The organism is Nonomuraea pusilla (assembly GCF_900109355.1).
Lineage (GTDB): Bacteria > Actinomycetota > Actinomycetes > Streptosporangiales > Streptosporangiaceae > Nonomuraea > Nonomuraea pusilla.
The window spans coordinates 89,731-103,653 of sequence record NZ_FOBF01000015.1 but is presented as its reverse complement, the minus strand read 5'-3'; the positions used below and the strand labels follow the sequence as shown (position 1 = coordinate 103,653).

The window sequence follows — 13,923 nt, the reverse complement described above, 5'->3', positions numbered from 1 at the left end:
CGCATGTTCGAGTACGCACCGGCGCCGGAGTCCCGCGACGTCGTCGACATCAAGCCCGCGTACGGGCTGTTCATCGACGGCGAGTTCGTCGACGGCTCGGGGCCGTCGTTCAAGACCGTCAACCCCGCCACCGAGGAGCAGCTCGCCGAGATCGCCACGGCGTCGTCCGACGACGTCGACCGTGCCGTGCGCGCGGCGCGCAAGGCGTTCGGCGTCTGGAGCGCCCTGCCGGGCTCCGAGCGGGCCAAGTACCTGTTCCGCATCGCGCGGATCATCCAGGAGCGGGCCAGGGAGCTGGCCGTGCTGGAGACGCTCGACAACGGCAAGCCCATCCGCGAGTCGCGCGACGTCGACGTCCCCCTGGTCGCCGCCCACTTCTTCTACTACGCCGGCTGGGCCGACAAGCTCGGGTACGCCGGGTTCGGCCCCGACCCTCGCCCGCTGGGCGTGGCCGGGCAGGTCATCCCCTGGAACTTCCCGCTGCTGATGCTCGCGTGGAAGGTCGCGCCCGCGCTGGCCACCGGCAACACGGTGGTGCTGAAGCCGGCCGAGACCACGCCGCTCACCGCGCTGCTGTTCGCCGACATCTGCCGCCAGGCCGACCTGCCGCCGGGCGTCGTCAACATCGTCACCGGAGCCGGCGAGACCGGCGCGGCCGTGGTGGCGCACCCCGACGTGAACAAGGTGGCCTTCACCGGCTCCACCGAGGTCGGCCGGCTCATCGCCAGGGCGGTCGCCGGCACCGACAAGAAGCTCACGCTGGAGCTCGGCGGCAAGGCCGCCAACATCGTGTACGAGGACGCCGCCATCGACCAGGCCGTCGAGGGCGTCGTCAACGGCATCTTCTTCAACCAGGGCCACGTCTGCTGCGCGGGCTCCCGGCTGCTGGTGCAGGAGTCGATCCACGACGAGCTGCTCGACGCGCTCAAGCGGCGGCTCGGCACGCTCAGGCTCGGCGACCCGCTCGACAAGAACACCGACATCGGCGCGATCAACTCGGCCGAGCAGCTCGCCAGGATCCGCGAGCTGTCCGACAGCGGCGAGGCCGAGGGCGCGCGGCGCTGGTCGCCCGCCTGCGAGCTGCCCGAACGCGGCTACTGGTTCCCCCCCACCGTGTTCACCGGCGTGGCGCAGTCGCACCGCGTCGCCCGCGAGGAGATCTTCGGCCCCGTGCTGTCGGTGCTGACGTTCCGCACCCCGGCCGAGGCCGTCGAGAAGGCCAACAACACGCCGTACGGGCTGTCGGCCGGCATCTGGACGGAGAAGGGCTCGCGCATCCTCTGGACGGCCGAGCGGCTCAGAGCCGGCGTCGTCTGGGCCAACACCTTCAACCGGTTCGACCCCGCGTCGCCGTTCGGCGGCTACAAGGAGTCCGGCCACGGCCGCGAGGGCGGGCTGCACGGGTTGGAGGCCTACCTTGACGTGTGAGCATCGCCGCGCCGGCCGCAGGGCCAGGCGCGACCAGGCCACCCGCGGCCACGCCTTCGCCCGCGCCGGGCGGCCCGTCCGGGTCGGCTGGTACGCCCACCGCTGCGGCGTCAGCCGGTGCGGCCAGGTGTTCGTCCCGGTCCAGTCGTCGCAGGAGTCCACGTGGAGGGGTCGGGGCGATGAGTAGGTTGTCCGTCAGAAAGACCTACAAGCTGTACATCGGCGGGGCGTTCCCGCGCTCGGAGAGTGGGAGGTCCTACCCCGTGACCTCGGCCAAGGGCGACTTCCTCGCCAACGCCTCGCAGGCGTCGCGCAAGGACGCCCGCGACGCCGTGGTGGCGGCCCGCAAGGCGTTCCCCGGCTGGTCGGGGGCCACGGCGTACAACCGGGGGCAGATCCTCTACCGCGTCGCCGAGATGCTGGAGGGCCGGCGCGGGCAGTTCGCCGACGAGCTCGGCGGGGCCAGGAAGGCCGCGCTGGAGGCCGTGGACGCCGCCGTCGACCGGCTCGTCTGGTACGCCGGGTGGTCCGACAAGATCGCGGCGGTGCACGGCACGGCCAACCCGGTCGCGGGGCCGTACTTCAACCTGTCGTCGCCGGAGCCCACGGGCGTCGTCGCCGTCGTCGCCCCGGCCGATCCGCTGCTGGGGCTGGTGTCGGTGGTCGCGCCCGCGATCGTCACCGGCAACACCTGCGTCGTGGTGGCCTCCGAGCCGTCGCCGCTCCCGGCGATCACGTTCGCCGAGGTGCTGGCCACGTCCGACCTGCCGGGCGGCGTCGTGAACGTCCTCACCGGGCGGCAGGCCGAGCTGGCACCGTGGCTGGCCGGCCACATGGACGTCAACGCGCTCGACCTGACCGGCGTCGAGGACGCCGATCTGGCGCTGCGCTGCGAGCAGGCGGCGGCCGAGAACCTCAAGAGGGTCCTGCGGCCGACGGCCGGCGACTGGACGGCCGACCCCGGGCTGCGCCGCATGACCGCGTTCCTGGAGACGAAGACGGTGTGGCACCCCACGGGCGTCTGAGCCCGGTCGTCAGGACGAGAGACCCGGCGGGCTGAGCGGCGGGTTGGCCGCCTGCAGCTGGGCCGCGAGGCCCAGCAGCAGCGGCTCGCCCCCGGGCGGCGCCACGAGCTGCACCCCGATGGGCAGGCCCGTGGAGTGCGTGGCCACGGGCACGCTCATGGCGGGCCAGCCGGACATGTTCCACGGGCCGGCGGCGGGCGAGTACCTGACGTTCGCGACCGCGTTGCGCAGGAAACCCCGCTCGCCCCACCGGTCGGCCGGAGGAGGCGGCGCCGCCAGCGACGGCATGAGCAGCACGTCCGCGTCGCCGAACCACTGGTCGGCCCCGTACGCGCTCCACCGGTCGCGGCCGCGCACGCCGTCGAGCCCGAGCCTGCCGAGCACCCGGCCCGCGCGGGCGAGCCCGCGGGTGCGGCGCTCCAGCCGCCGCCGGTCGAGGCCGCGCGCCGAGATCGCCGCCCGGCCCAGCCACACCGCGATCGTCGAGGGGCCGAGCCAGGCCGGCAGCCTGCGGCCGTGCTCGACCACGGTGTGGCCGGCCACCCGCAGCGTCTCCGCCGCGGCACGCACCGCTGCCTGGAACTCCCGGTCCACGGTCAGCCCGAACGGCAGCGGCTGCGGCGCGTACGCCACGCGCAGGTCGAACGGCTCCGGCCCGTCCTGCGGCGGCGCGGGCTCCCACACCTCGTCGTCGCCCGCCCACACCGAGCGCAGCGGCGGCGGCTGCGCCTCGACCCGCCTGCCGCCCCGCCATGCCTCCGCCAGCGTGGGGTCGCCGGCCAGCACCGACAGCGCCAGCGCCAGGTCGGGCACCGTCCGCGCCATGGGGCCGTTCTCGGTCAGGCCGCCCCAGTCGTCCTCGGGACGCGGCACCACGCCCGGCCCCGGTTTGAAGCCCAGCACTCCGCAGCAGGCGGCCGGGATGCGCAGCGACCCCATGCCGTCGTTGCCGAGCGCGATCGGCACCATGCCCGCCGCGACCGCCGCCGCGCTGCCCGACGACGAGCCGCCCGCCGTGCGGTCCGGCTTCCAGGGGTTGCGCACGGTGCCGTACACGCTGTCGCCGAACGCGACGAGGCCCAGCTCCGGCAGGTTCGTCAGGCCGACGACCAGCGCGCCGGCCGCCCGCAGCCTGGCCACCGTCTCGTGGTCCTCGGCGGCGGGGTCGGGGGAGGTGGCGGCCGACCCCAGGCGGGTGGACTCGCCCGCCACCGCCAGGTTGTCCTTCACCGCGACCGGCACGCCCGCGAGCGGCAGCCGCTCCAGGTCGGGCCGCCGCTCCAGCGCCCGCGCCTCCTCCAGCACCCGCTCCCGCACCAGCCGGAAGGCCCCCACGCGCGGGTCGCGGGCGGCGATGACGTCGAGGTGCTCCTCCACCACGGTCACGGGCGTCACGTCGCCGTGGCGGACGGCCGTCGCGATCTCGATGGCGGACCTGCCTGCCCATAGCATGCCTAGAGTGTGCAGCTTTTCACCTTCTGGTGCGAGTGTCCGGGAGACCGGCGCGTCGCTCGCCACCCACCAGCGCTCCCTCGGCGACCCGTCGCTCACCTACCCGCTGTCGCCGCCGCTGACCAGGGGCTGCCCGCGCACCAGCACCGACGACCTCGCCTACCCGCTTGAGGTCGGCTACGACCACGAGCGGCTCGACCCGCGGCTGTTCGAGCAGGAGCCGGGCCCCGACATCGCCCGCTGGGCGCCGCTGCTGCCGCCCCTGCACGCGCCCACGCTCGGCGAGGGCGGGACGCCGCTGCTGGACCTCGGTGACGGGCTCCACCTCAAGGACGAGTCGCGCAACCCCACCTGGTCGCACAAGGACCGGCTCAACCGGGTCACCGTCAGCGCCGCGCTCGCCGAGGGGGCGCCCGGCGTCGTCGTCGCCTCGTCGGGCAACCACGGGGCGTCCGCCGCCGCGTACGCCGCCCGCGCCGGGCTGCGCGCCGTCGTCCTCACCTCCGCCGGCTCGCCGCCCGCCGTGCAGGACTTCGCCCGCGCGTACGGCGCCACCGTGCTGTCGGTTCCCGTGGAGGAGCGCTGGCCGCTGCTGCGGGAGATCGTGGACCGGCTCGGCTACCACCCCGTCAGCAACCAGACCGTCACCCACACCGGCCACCCGTACGGGCCGGAGGGCTACAAGACCATCGCGTACGAGCTGTTCCTGCAGCTCGGCCGGGTGCCCGCCGCCGTGTTCTCCCCCACCGGCTACGCGGAGCTGCTGTACGGCGTGTGGAAGGGGTTCACCGAGCTGCGGCTGCTGGGGCTGACCCGCGACGTGCCGAGGATGTTCGCCTGCGAGCCCGCCGCCGGAGGTCCCCACGCCCGCGCCCTGGCCGCCGGGGCGCCCGCGGCGATCGTCGAGCTGGGGCCCACCCAGGCGTACGGGATCGCCGGGCCCGTGGGCGGGCACCGCGGGGTGCGGGCCGTCCGCGACAGCGGCGGCGAGGCGGTGCTCGTGACCGACGACGAGATGCGCGCGGCGCAGCGCCGGCTCGCGCGGCTGGGGGTCTGGCAGGAGCTGTCGGGCGCGGCCGGCCTGGCCGGGTACCGGAAGCTGGCACGCGCCTTCGACGGCCCCGTGGTGTGCGTGGCCACGTCCAGCGGCTTCAAGGACGTCGGCGTGGGGACGCGCTCCTACCCGGCAAGGGCCGGCCTGACGGCGCGGGACGTCGCCGCGCTCCTGGAACAGGACGCCTGAGCCGCCGGCGCGCGGTCAGGGTCTGAGCCAGATCCGCAGCGGGCCGATCGTGCGGAAGCCGTGCTTCTCGGCCGCGGCCGGGTCTGACTCGTAGCCGACCAGGGGCAGGCCGGGGAACAGCGCGGCGGCCTGGGTGAGCACGCCCGCCCAGGCGGCGCCGAGGTCGTGGCCGGGCACGGCGAAGACGTTCGAGACGCCCACCGCGTGCTCGCCCGGGTTGAGCACGGCGCCGCACACCACGTCCCCCGCGGCCCTGCCTGCCAGGACGGTCACCTCGGGCAGCAGCGCGGGCGGGAACAGGCCCGTCACCTCGCCGGAGAAGCAGGCGCGTTCCCACTCCGCCAGGCCGCCGGCGTCGGCGACGGCCTCCCAGACGAGCTCCCCGTCGTCCCGGCCGGGGAGCTCGCCCGGCTCGGGCGCCTCGCGGTGGATCCACTGGGCGTCGAACAGCACCTCGAAGCCCGGCAGGTCGAGCAGCGCGAAGCTGTCCTTGACCGACGCCCCGGAGCCGGTGTCGATCGCGCCGAGGACGTCGGCGGCGGTCGCCTGCGGCGACAGCGTCACCGCGTCGGGGTAGTAGAGGGGGGTTCTGCGGGGGTTCGTCCAGACTCGTTCGCCGAATGCCCCGGGCAGGCCGTGCGCGCGGCACATCCGCTCGCACCACTCGGCGTTGTCGCGTACGGCGAGGGCGAGGCGCTCGTCCACGCGGCCCCGCTCGTGCGGCGTGCCGCTCGGGTTCGGCGGCGGGGGCTGGCTGGTCATGGGCGGCTCCGTTTGACGTGGCGGGTGGGCTCGGCGGTCAGGGGGTCGTCCGGCCACGGATGCTTCGGGTAGCGGCCGCGCAGCTCGGACCGTACCGAACGGTAGCCGTCGCGCCAGAACGACGCGAGGTCGGCCGTGACGGCCACCGGCCGGCCCGCGGGCGACAGCAGGTGCACCAGCAGCGGCACCCCGGCGATCCGCGGCGCCTCGTCCCAGCCGAACAGCTCCTGCAGCTTCACCGCCAGCACCGGCTGCTCGCCTGAGTAGTCGATCCTCACGGACGAGCCGCTCGGCACCTCGATCCGCTCCGGCGCGACCTCCTCCAGCCGCTCGCTCCACGGCACCAGCCTGCGCAGGGCCGCGGCCACGTCGATGCGCTCCAGGTCGGCGCGGCGGCGCGCCCGCGACAGCTCGGGCTCCAGCCACCGGTCGGCGAGGGCGACCAGGTCGTCCACGTCGGGCCAGGGGTCGCCGATGGCGCGGCGGCAGAACGCCAGCCGGTGCCGCAGCTCCACGGCCTGGCGCGTCCAGGTCAGGACGTCCTCCGTCCGCAGGCCGCGCAGCAGCGCCTCGCGTACGTCGGCGTCGGGGAGCGGGGCGGACGACAGCTCGATCGCGCCCAGCCGCTCCACCACCCGCGCCGACACGTCGCCGCGCCGCTCGCCGGGAGGCACCCGCCAGGCGACCTCCTCGCTCACCGTCACCGGGACGGCCAGCCGGGCGATCTCCTCGTCCACGGCGACCGCCTGCCTGATCCTGGCCGAGGCGGACCCGGCGGGACGGTCGGCCACGGCGACGGCCAGCCACGACGCGGACGCCAGCCGGGAGCCGTCGGCGAGCTGCGCCTGCGTGCCGGACGCCATGAGGTACCCGCCGCCGCGGCGCCGCGCCACCCGCTCGGGGAACGCCAGCGCCACCACCGTCCCGGCCAGCGCCTCCTCGGAGTACCGTCCGCCAGCGCCCCCGGACACCCGCCCGCGCCCGCCCGCCACGGCAGACGGCCCGGTGGACGGCCCGGTGGTTTCGGTGGCTTCCCCCGCCGTGCGGGTGAGGCGGGCGGCCTCGCGGCGCCAGCGGGCGGCGAAGGGGGTGCCGCCCCTGCGGGCCGCGCGCCACGCCTCCACCAGGTCGTCGCCCGCGTCCCCGGGAAGCTGCTCCGACAGGAGCGCCACCACCTCGGCCGCCTCGGGGCCGAGGTCGAGCAGCGCGCGGGCGAGCCGGGGGTGCACCCCGGCGAGCGCCATCCGCCGGCCCCGCTCCGTCACCGCCGGGATCACCCGCCCGCGAGCCGCGACCCCGTCCCCGGGCGTCTCGGCCGGGCCCGCGCCCCTCTCCGCCAGGAGGCCGCTGCCGTCCTCCCGGGATGAGGAGGCGGAACGAAGGGCCCTGCTCTCCTGCGAGGAAGGGACGGGATCGAGGCCGCTGCTCTCCTGCTGGGGTGAGGGGGTGGGGTGCCGGGTGGTGCTGTCCTGGGGTGAGGGGGCGGGATCGAGGCTGCTGCTGTCCTGCTGGGGTGAGGGGGAGGGGCTGGCGTTCTGCGGCGAGGGGGTCGGGTGGAGGGCGCCCAGGGACTGGAGGGTGCGGGTCGCGGTGGACAAGGCGGCGGCGGGCGGCTGGTCGAGGAGGGCCATAGCGGACGGGTCGGACACGCCCCAGCAGGCCGCCTGCAGCGCGAACCCCGTCAGGTCGGCGAGCGCGATCTCCGGGCGCGGCTGCTCGGCCAGGCGGGCGTGGTCGGCCTCGGTCCAGCAGCGGTACACCGTGCCGGGCGCCTCCCGTCCGGCACGGCCCGCGCGCTGGTCGGCCGCCGCCCTCGACACGCGTACGGTGACGAGCGACCCCAGCCCCCTGGCATGGTCGGTGCGGGGTTCGCGGGCCAGTCCCGAGTCGACGACGACCCGTACGCCGGGGACGGTGAGGCTCGACTCGGCGACCGACGTGGCGAGCACCACGCGCCGGCCCGCGCCGGGCGACAGGACGGCGTCCTGGACGCGCGCCGGGGCCTGGCCGTGCACCTGCAGCACCTCGACGCCGCCCGGCAGGGAGCCCGCCAGCAGGCCCGCGACCCGGGCGATCTCTCCCACGCCGGGCAGGAAGCACAGGACGTCGCCGTCGTGCTCGGCGAGTGCGCGGCCGACGACGGCGGCCACGTGGGCGAGCAGCGCGGGATCGACCCGCAGGCCGTGGGGCGGCGCGACGGGGCGCGGCGGCGGCGCCCAGACGGTCTCCACCGGGTGGGTCGCGCCGGTCGCGGCGACGACGGGCCCGCCGAGCAGGCGCGACCACGGCCCGGCGTCGGCCGTGGCGGACGTCGCGAGCAGGCGCAGGTCGGGCCGGAGCGTGTCGCGGACGTCGAGCAGGAACGCGAGCGCGGTGTCGGCGTCGAGGTGGCGTTCGTGGCATTCGTCGAGGATGACCGCGTCGACGCCGGTCAGCTCCTGGTCGCGCTGGAGCCGCTGGAGGAGGATGCCGGTGGTGACGACCTCCACCCTGCGGTCGGCGCCGGTGCGGCGCTCCCCGCGTACGGCGTAGCTGACGCCCATGCGCCGGGCGGCGGCTCGTACGGCGAGGCGGCGCGGCTCGGCGACGAGCACCCGCAGGCCGGACTCGGCGAGCGCCAGCGGCACGACGGTGGTCTTGCCGGTGCCGGGCGGGGCGGTGAGCACGGCGGTGCGGTGCCGGTCGAGCACGTCGAGCAGTTCGGGCAGCACGCCGTAGATGGGCAGGGGCTCAGTCACGGGGCTTGGTCACAGGGCTCGGCCACGGGGCTCGGCCACGGGGAGCAGGCGGTCAGGACGGCGTCGAGGAGGCCGGGGAAGCGGGCGTCGAGGTCGGCGCGGCGCAGGCTCATGAGATGGAGGCGGCCCTCCTGCTTGGTCAGGACCACGCCGGCCTCGCGAAGCGTGCGGTAGTGGTGCGAGGCCGTGGACTTGTGGACGCCCAGTTCGTCGCCCGCGTCGCTGCAGCTCATCTCGCCCCGGACGGCCAGCCTGCCGACGACCGCCAGCCGTACGGGGTCGGACAGCGCGCGCAGGACCTCGGTGAGCTCGATGTCCGCGGCGGCGGGATGCGGCAGCAGACGCATGGTGCTGACCCTACCTCCGTCTAATTGTTTGACAACAATCCAACTATACGTCAGTTTGATGAACGCCCAACAATCTGGCGGAGGTCGTCACCCATGAGTTCACGGCTGTACCCGCTCGCGGCGGGGAACTTCGCCGTCGGCACCGGCATGTTCGTCACCGCGGGGCTGCTCCCGCCCATCTCGGCCGAGCTGCACGTGTCGCCGTCGGCCGCGGGGCAGCTCATGACCGTGTTCGCCCTCGCGTACGCGGTGCTGTCCCCCCTGCTGGCGGCGCTGACGGCCCGGCTTTCGCGGCGGCGCGTGCTGCTGCTGGCCCTGGGCGTGTTCGTGCTGGGCAACACGCTCACGGCGCTCGCGCCCACGTACGAGCTGGTGATGGCCACACGGGTCGTCGCGGCGGCGGGCGCGGCGATGTTCACCCCCACCGCGTCGGGCGTGGCGACGGCGCTGAGCACGCCGGAACGGCGCGGGCGGGCGCTGGCGCTGGTCATGGGCGGGCTGACCGTGTCGTCGGCGATCGGGGTGCCGCTCGGCACCTGGCTGGGCGGCGTGTCGGGCTGGCGGACGACGATCTGGCTGGTCGTCGTGCTCGGCGTGGCGGGGTTCGCGGGCGTCGCGGCGCTGGTGCCCGACGCGCGCGTCCCGACGACGGGACGGCTGTCGGAGCGGTTCGCGCCGCTGGCGGACCGGCGGGTGCTGGCGGTGCTGACGACGCAGCTGCTGATGTTCACGGCCGCGTTCACCGCCTACACCTACATCGGGTCGCTCATCGACCTGCCGCTGCCCGCCGTGCTGTGGGCGTGGGGGATCGGCGGCATCGTCGGCAACCAGCTCGGCGGGCGGTTCACCGACGCGTACGGGCCGCGCAGGATGGTGCTGGCCGGTCTGGGCGCGGGCACGCTGTGCCTGGCGCTCATCCCGGTGGCGAACCTGGCTCTGCCGATCGCGCTGGCGTGGGCGTTCCTGTGGGGCGCGCTGGGCTGGCTCACCGCGCCCGCGCAGCAGTACAGGACGGTGGCGGCGGTGCCGGACAACGTCCCGATCGGGCTCGGGCTGCTGTCGTCGGCGCAGTACCTCGGGCTGTTCGTCGCGGGACTGGCGGGCGGCGGGGTGCTCGGCTGGTACGGCAGGACGGGCGTGGTGGCGGTGGCGGCCGGGATGGGCCTGCTGGCCCTGCTGTTCACCCTGCTCACCTACCGCCCGGAGCCGGCCGCGGTGCCCGAGCGCGTGCGGGTCAGGTAGCGCTTGACCTCGTGCAGCAGCTCGGCGTCGGCCGCGAGGTGCGCCTCGGCGTTGGCGAACAGCGCGTCGGCCAGCGGCGACAGCCCGGCCTTGGCGGTGCGTCCGGCGGCGAAGGCGGCGCGCTGCTCCTCCACGGCGCCTGCCGCCGCCTCCAGCACCTCCTCTGCTTCGGCCGGGTTGAGCAGGTCGTGCCAGCACAGCGCGAGAGCGAAGTCGGAGCGGGTGGAGTGGGGCGGCCCGGCCAGGGCCTTCTTCAGCAGGACGCGCAGGGCGCGGCGGCCCTCCTCGGTGATGGCGTAGACGCGGCGCAGCCGGTCGCCGGTGCGTTCCTCGGCGCGGGTCTCCGCGAGCCCTTCTGCTTCCAACCTGGTCAGCGCGTGGTAGACAGACCCCGCTTTGACGTCGGTCCACCGTTCGAGCGCCCCCGCGGCGACGAGCTGGTTGATCTCGTACCCGTGCCGGGGGTCCTCGTTGAGCAGGCCCAGGACGAGTAGCCGCGTCGCGGACATCCCACCTCCTCGATAGTCGAGCTTGACCATACCAGTCCCCTCGTGCTCTCATACTCCAACTTGAATAGTCAAACTTGAATATGGAGGCGTCATGCTCTTCCGACCGCGCCCGGCCAAGCGGATGGACGCGCTGGTGCGGGCATACGTGGAGCTGGGCAGGTTCAGCGGCGCGGTCCTGGTGGCACGCGGCGACACCGTGCTGTTCAGCGAGGGGTACGGTCAGGCCGACCAGGAGCGGGGCCTGCCCAACACGCCCGCGACCGCGTTCCGCATCGGCTCGCAGACGAAGACGTTCACCGCGATTGACGTGCTGCTGCTCCAGGAGCGCGGGCTGCTGCGGGTCTCCGACCCCCTCGCGGCGTACCTGCCGGGCTACCCGGGCGGCGACCGCATCACCCTGCACCACCTGCTGACCAACACCTCGGGAATCCCCGACTACATCACCGCCGAGGGGTTCACCCGGGTCATGGGGACGCGCCGCACCAGGCAGGAGGTGATCGCGAGCTTCCGCGACCTGCCGCCGCTGTTCCCGCCCGGCGAGCGCATGAGCTACAGCAACTCCGGCTGGGTGCTGCTCGGGGAGGTGATCGAGCGCGTCTCCCGCCGCCCGTACGGCCATCACCTGCGCGAGCGCGTCCTCGCACCGCTCGGTATGGAGCGCACCGGCCTGGACGTCACGCACGACGTCGCGACCGGCTACATGTCAGTGGACGGACGGTTCGCCCCCACCCCGCACCTCGACGACTCGAACCAGGACGCCGCGGGCGCGCTGCGCTCCTCGGTCGAGGACCTGCACCGCTGGCAGCGCGGCCTGTGGCACGGCGGCCTGCTGCGGCCGGACTCGCTGGCCGCGCTGACCCACGCGCACGTCACGGCCGAGGACGGCTCCTACGGCTACGGTTGCCTCGTGAGCCCGGACCGCATCGAGAGCTCAGGCGGGACCATCGGCTTCGTCAGCGTCTCGACGCGCCACCCGCGCGACGACCTCTTCGTCACCGTGCTGTCGAACATCGAGAACGGCGCGTACGCGGAGATCGGACACGGGCTGGCCGCCATCGCCCGCGACGAACCATACGAGCCGCCCTCGGCGCGCGTCTTCGTCACCGTCGACCCCGGCGTCTTCCAGCGTTACCTGGGCCGCTACGCGATGCGCTACATGGGTCGCTCCTCCACCATGGACGTCACGCAGGACGGCGACCACCTCGTGGCGGAGGTGCACGGCCTGGCCAGGACGGAACTGCGGCCGATGTCGCCCACCCGCTACTTCGCCAGTATGAAGGGCGAGGTCGAGCTGGAGTTCGCCGCGGACGGCTCGCACGTCCTGCTGAACTGGGCGGGCCACCCGGTGCGGGCCGGACGCGTCAGCCGATCGCCGGGATCCAGCCCATGGTGACCGCCAGGATGACGAAGAAGCCGAGCGCGATGCGGTAGACGACGAAGCCGGTGAAGCGGTGCTGACTGATGTAGCGCAGGAACCACGCCACCGCCGCGTACCCGACGAGGAACGAGATCAGCGTCGCCAGGATCGTCGGGCCCCAGTCGGGCGCGGCGCTCTCGCCGATCTGGCTCACCTCCAGCAGCCCGGACGACAGCACCGCGGGGATCGCCAGCAGGAAGGAGTACTTGGCGGCGTCCTCGCGGCGGTAGTCGAGCAGCAGGCCGGCGGTGATGGTGCCGCCCGAGCGGGACACGCCGGGGATCAGCGCGAGCGCCTGGGCGAAGCCGTACACGATGGCGTGGGTGAAGCTCAGGTGCTTCTCCAGCGTGAGCTTGTTGCGGGCGGTGCGGTCGGCCACCCAGAGGATCACGCCGAACACGATCAGCGTGGTGCCCACCAGGCGCAGGTCGCGGAAGACCGTCTCGATCTGGTCCTTCAGCAGCAGGCCGAGGACGCCGATGGGCAGGGTGCCGGCGATGACGTACCAGCCCATGCGGGCCGCCCAGTCGTTGCGGAGCTCACGGTTCCACAGGGAGCGGGTCCAGGTGGAGATGATCTCCCAGATCTCCTTGCGGAAGTAGATGAGCACCGCGGCCTCCGTGCCGAGCTGGATGACCGCGGTGAAAGCCGCCCCGGGGTCCTGCCAGCCGGCCAACGCGGAGACCACCCGGATGTGGGCGCTGGAGGAGATCGGCAGGAACTCCGTGAGCCCCTGGACCAGCCCCAAGACAACCGCTTCCAGCCAGCCGATCACGACGACACCTTCCGTACGCGGGATTGACGAGGTGAGGCTAGCGGAAACAGGTGAACAACCAGGACGCGCCACCACGGGCCGCCCCCGGACGGGCCGGGACCGGGGGCGACCTGGCGCGTTGTGGCCGGGTCAGGACGTGGGCGACCAGGCGGCGGAGGCGTCGGCGGCGTAGGCGGCGAAGCCGCGCGGTGCCCGGCCGAGCGCCTCGCGCACGCCGTCGGCCAGGTACGCGTTGCGGCCGTCGAGCACCTCCTCGAACAGGGCGGCCAGCCCCTCCGCCTCCTCCTCTGGCAGGCCCTGCGCGACGGCGCCCGCCGCGTACTCGGCCGCCGTCACCGGCACGTACGTGACGGGCCTGCCCGCGGCCTTCGCCAGCTCGTCGGCCGCCTGCGCGAACGTCAGCAGCTCGGCCCGGTGAGCTCGTACACGCGGCCGGCGTGCCCGTCGCCGGTGAGGGCGGCCACGGCCACGTCGGCGATGTCGTCGGCGTTGACGAACGGCTCGGCCACCTCGCCCGCGGGCAGCGCGACCACGCCGTCCAGCACGGGCCCCAGCAGGTGACCCTCGCTGAAGTTCTGCATGAACCAGGCGCACCTGACGACGGTCCACTCCAGCCCGGACGCCCGCACGACCTGCTCCGCGGCCTCGGCCCCCGCCTCGCCCCTGCCGGACAGCAGCACGATCCTCCGCACCCCGCGCGCCGCCGCCAGCTCGGTGAAGGCCCGCACGTCCTCGACCGCGCCGGGCATGGCGAGGTCGGGCTGGTAGGTCACGTACGCCGCCTCGGCCCCGTCGAGCGCGGCCCCCCAGCCGGCGCGGTCCGCCCAGTCGAAGGAGGGCGAGGAGGAGCGGGAGACGGCCCGCACGGGCAGGCCGAGAGCGGTGAGCCGGTCGGCGACGCGGCGGCCGGTCTTGCCCGTGCCGCCCACAACGAGATTCGTCATGACTCCAAGTAAGCCGCAGGGAGCCGAGACGATCCATGGTT

14 protein-coding genes are annotated in these 13,923 nt (G+C 74.5%); 6 read left to right on the top strand and 8 right to left on the bottom strand.

Features of this window, described 5'->3' with window-relative positions:
- Window positions 1-3 precede the first annotated feature (3 nt).
- Genes BMX74_RS27865 through BMX74_RS27855 form a run of 3 tightly spaced genes read left to right on the top strand, consistent with a single transcriptional unit; the run spans window position 4 to window position 2,453 of the window.
- The gene (locus BMX74_RS27865; RefSeq protein ID WP_055504845.1) at window positions 4-1,428 is read left to right on the top strand and encodes an aldehyde dehydrogenase family protein; all 1,425 of its coding nucleotides are present in this window, start codon (window positions 4-6) and stop codon (window positions 1,426-1,428) included.
- Window positions 1,418-1,615 (top strand): hypothetical protein, encoded by a 198-nt coding sequence (locus BMX74_RS27860; RefSeq protein WP_055504846.1) that lies wholly within the window; start codon window positions 1,418-1,420, stop codon window positions 1,613-1,615. Before BMX74_RS27865 ends, BMX74_RS27860 begins: the two co-directional genes overlap by 11 nt.
- Window positions 1,608-2,453, top strand: coding sequence for an aldehyde dehydrogenase family protein (locus BMX74_RS27855; protein WP_055504847.1), 846 nt, complete (start codon window positions 1,608-1,610; stop codon window positions 2,451-2,453). Before BMX74_RS27860 ends, BMX74_RS27855 begins: the two co-directional genes overlap by 8 nt.
- A 9-nt stretch (window positions 2,454-2,462) precedes the next feature.
- On the opposite strand, the gene BMX74_RS27850 is transcribed toward BMX74_RS27855, so the two are convergent.
- On the bottom strand, window positions 2,463-3,905 hold the full coding sequence (locus BMX74_RS27850) for an amidase (protein ID WP_091103668.1): 1,443 nt from the start codon (window positions 3,903-3,905) through the stop codon (window positions 2,463-2,465).
- Window positions 3,906-3,912: 7 nt separating this feature from the next.
- Between BMX74_RS27850 and BMX74_RS27845 the strand changes: the two genes are divergently transcribed.
- On the top strand, window positions 3,913-5,148 hold the full coding sequence (locus BMX74_RS27845; RefSeq protein ID WP_256257296.1) for a threonine synthase: 1,236 nt from the start codon (window positions 3,913-3,915) through the stop codon (window positions 5,146-5,148).
- A gap of 15 nt (window positions 5,149-5,163) precedes the next feature.
- Here the strand turns inward: BMX74_RS27845 and BMX74_RS27840 are convergent, their stop codons facing one another.
- The 3 genes from BMX74_RS27840 to BMX74_RS27830 are packed head-to-tail and all read right to left on the bottom strand — an operon-like array spanning window position 5,164 to window position 8,995.
- A complete protein-coding gene (locus tag BMX74_RS27840; protein WP_218154081.1) occupies window positions 5,164-5,910 on the bottom strand; it encodes a hypothetical protein in 747 nt (248 codons plus the stop codon).
- Entirely contained in the window at window positions 5,907-8,648 is a 2,742-nt protein-coding gene (locus tag BMX74_RS45865; protein WP_091103664.1) for an ATP-dependent RNA helicase, read from the bottom strand. Before BMX74_RS45865 ends, BMX74_RS27840 begins: the two co-directional genes overlap by 4 nt.
- A complete protein-coding gene (locus BMX74_RS27830; RefSeq protein WP_055504851.1) occupies window positions 8,645-8,995 on the bottom strand; it encodes an ArsR/SmtB family transcription factor in 351 nt (116 codons plus the stop codon). Before BMX74_RS27830 ends, BMX74_RS45865 begins: the two co-directional genes overlap by 4 nt.
- 93 nt (window positions 8,996-9,088) lie before the next feature.
- On the opposite strand from BMX74_RS27830, the gene BMX74_RS27825 reads away from it, so the two are divergent.
- Window positions 9,089-10,237: an MFS transporter gene (locus BMX74_RS27825; protein WP_055504852.1), complete on the top strand. Its 1,149-nt coding sequence runs from the start codon at window positions 9,089-9,091 to the stop codon at window positions 10,235-10,237.
- Here the strand turns inward: BMX74_RS27825 and BMX74_RS27820 are convergent.
- Entirely contained in the window at window positions 10,189-10,746 is a 558-nt protein-coding gene (locus BMX74_RS27820) for a PadR family transcriptional regulator (RefSeq protein WP_177227537.1), read from the bottom strand. The genes BMX74_RS27825 and BMX74_RS27820 overlap by 49 nt on opposite strands.
- 91 nt (window positions 10,747-10,837) lie before the next feature.
- Here BMX74_RS27820 and BMX74_RS27815 point away from each other — a divergent pair, with 91 nt between their 5' ends.
- Entirely contained in the window at window positions 10,838-12,139 is a 1,302-nt protein-coding gene (locus BMX74_RS27815; protein WP_091103661.1) for a serine hydrolase domain-containing protein, read from the top strand.
- Here BMX74_RS27815 and BMX74_RS27810 read toward each other — a convergent pair.
- From BMX74_RS27810 to BMX74_RS27805, 3 genes are all read right to left on the bottom strand, one after another.
- Window positions 12,108-12,938 carry an undecaprenyl-diphosphate phosphatase gene (locus BMX74_RS27810; protein WP_055504855.1) on the bottom strand — a complete coding sequence of 277 codons (831 nt, stop codon included), beginning with the start codon at window positions 12,936-12,938 and terminating at the stop codon, window positions 12,108-12,110. The genes BMX74_RS27815 and BMX74_RS27810 overlap by 32 nt on opposite strands.
- Window positions 12,939-13,067: 129 nt before the next feature.
- Window positions 13,068-13,280, bottom strand: coding sequence for a hypothetical protein (locus tag BMX74_RS45860; protein WP_256257294.1), 213 nt, complete (start codon window positions 13,278-13,280; stop codon window positions 13,068-13,070).
- 56 nt (window positions 13,281-13,336) lie between these two features.
- On the bottom strand, window positions 13,337-13,882 hold the full coding sequence (locus BMX74_RS27805) for an SDR family oxidoreductase (RefSeq protein ID WP_256257293.1): 546 nt from the start codon (window positions 13,880-13,882) through the stop codon (window positions 13,337-13,339).
- Window positions 13,883-13,923: the final 41 nt, after the last annotated feature.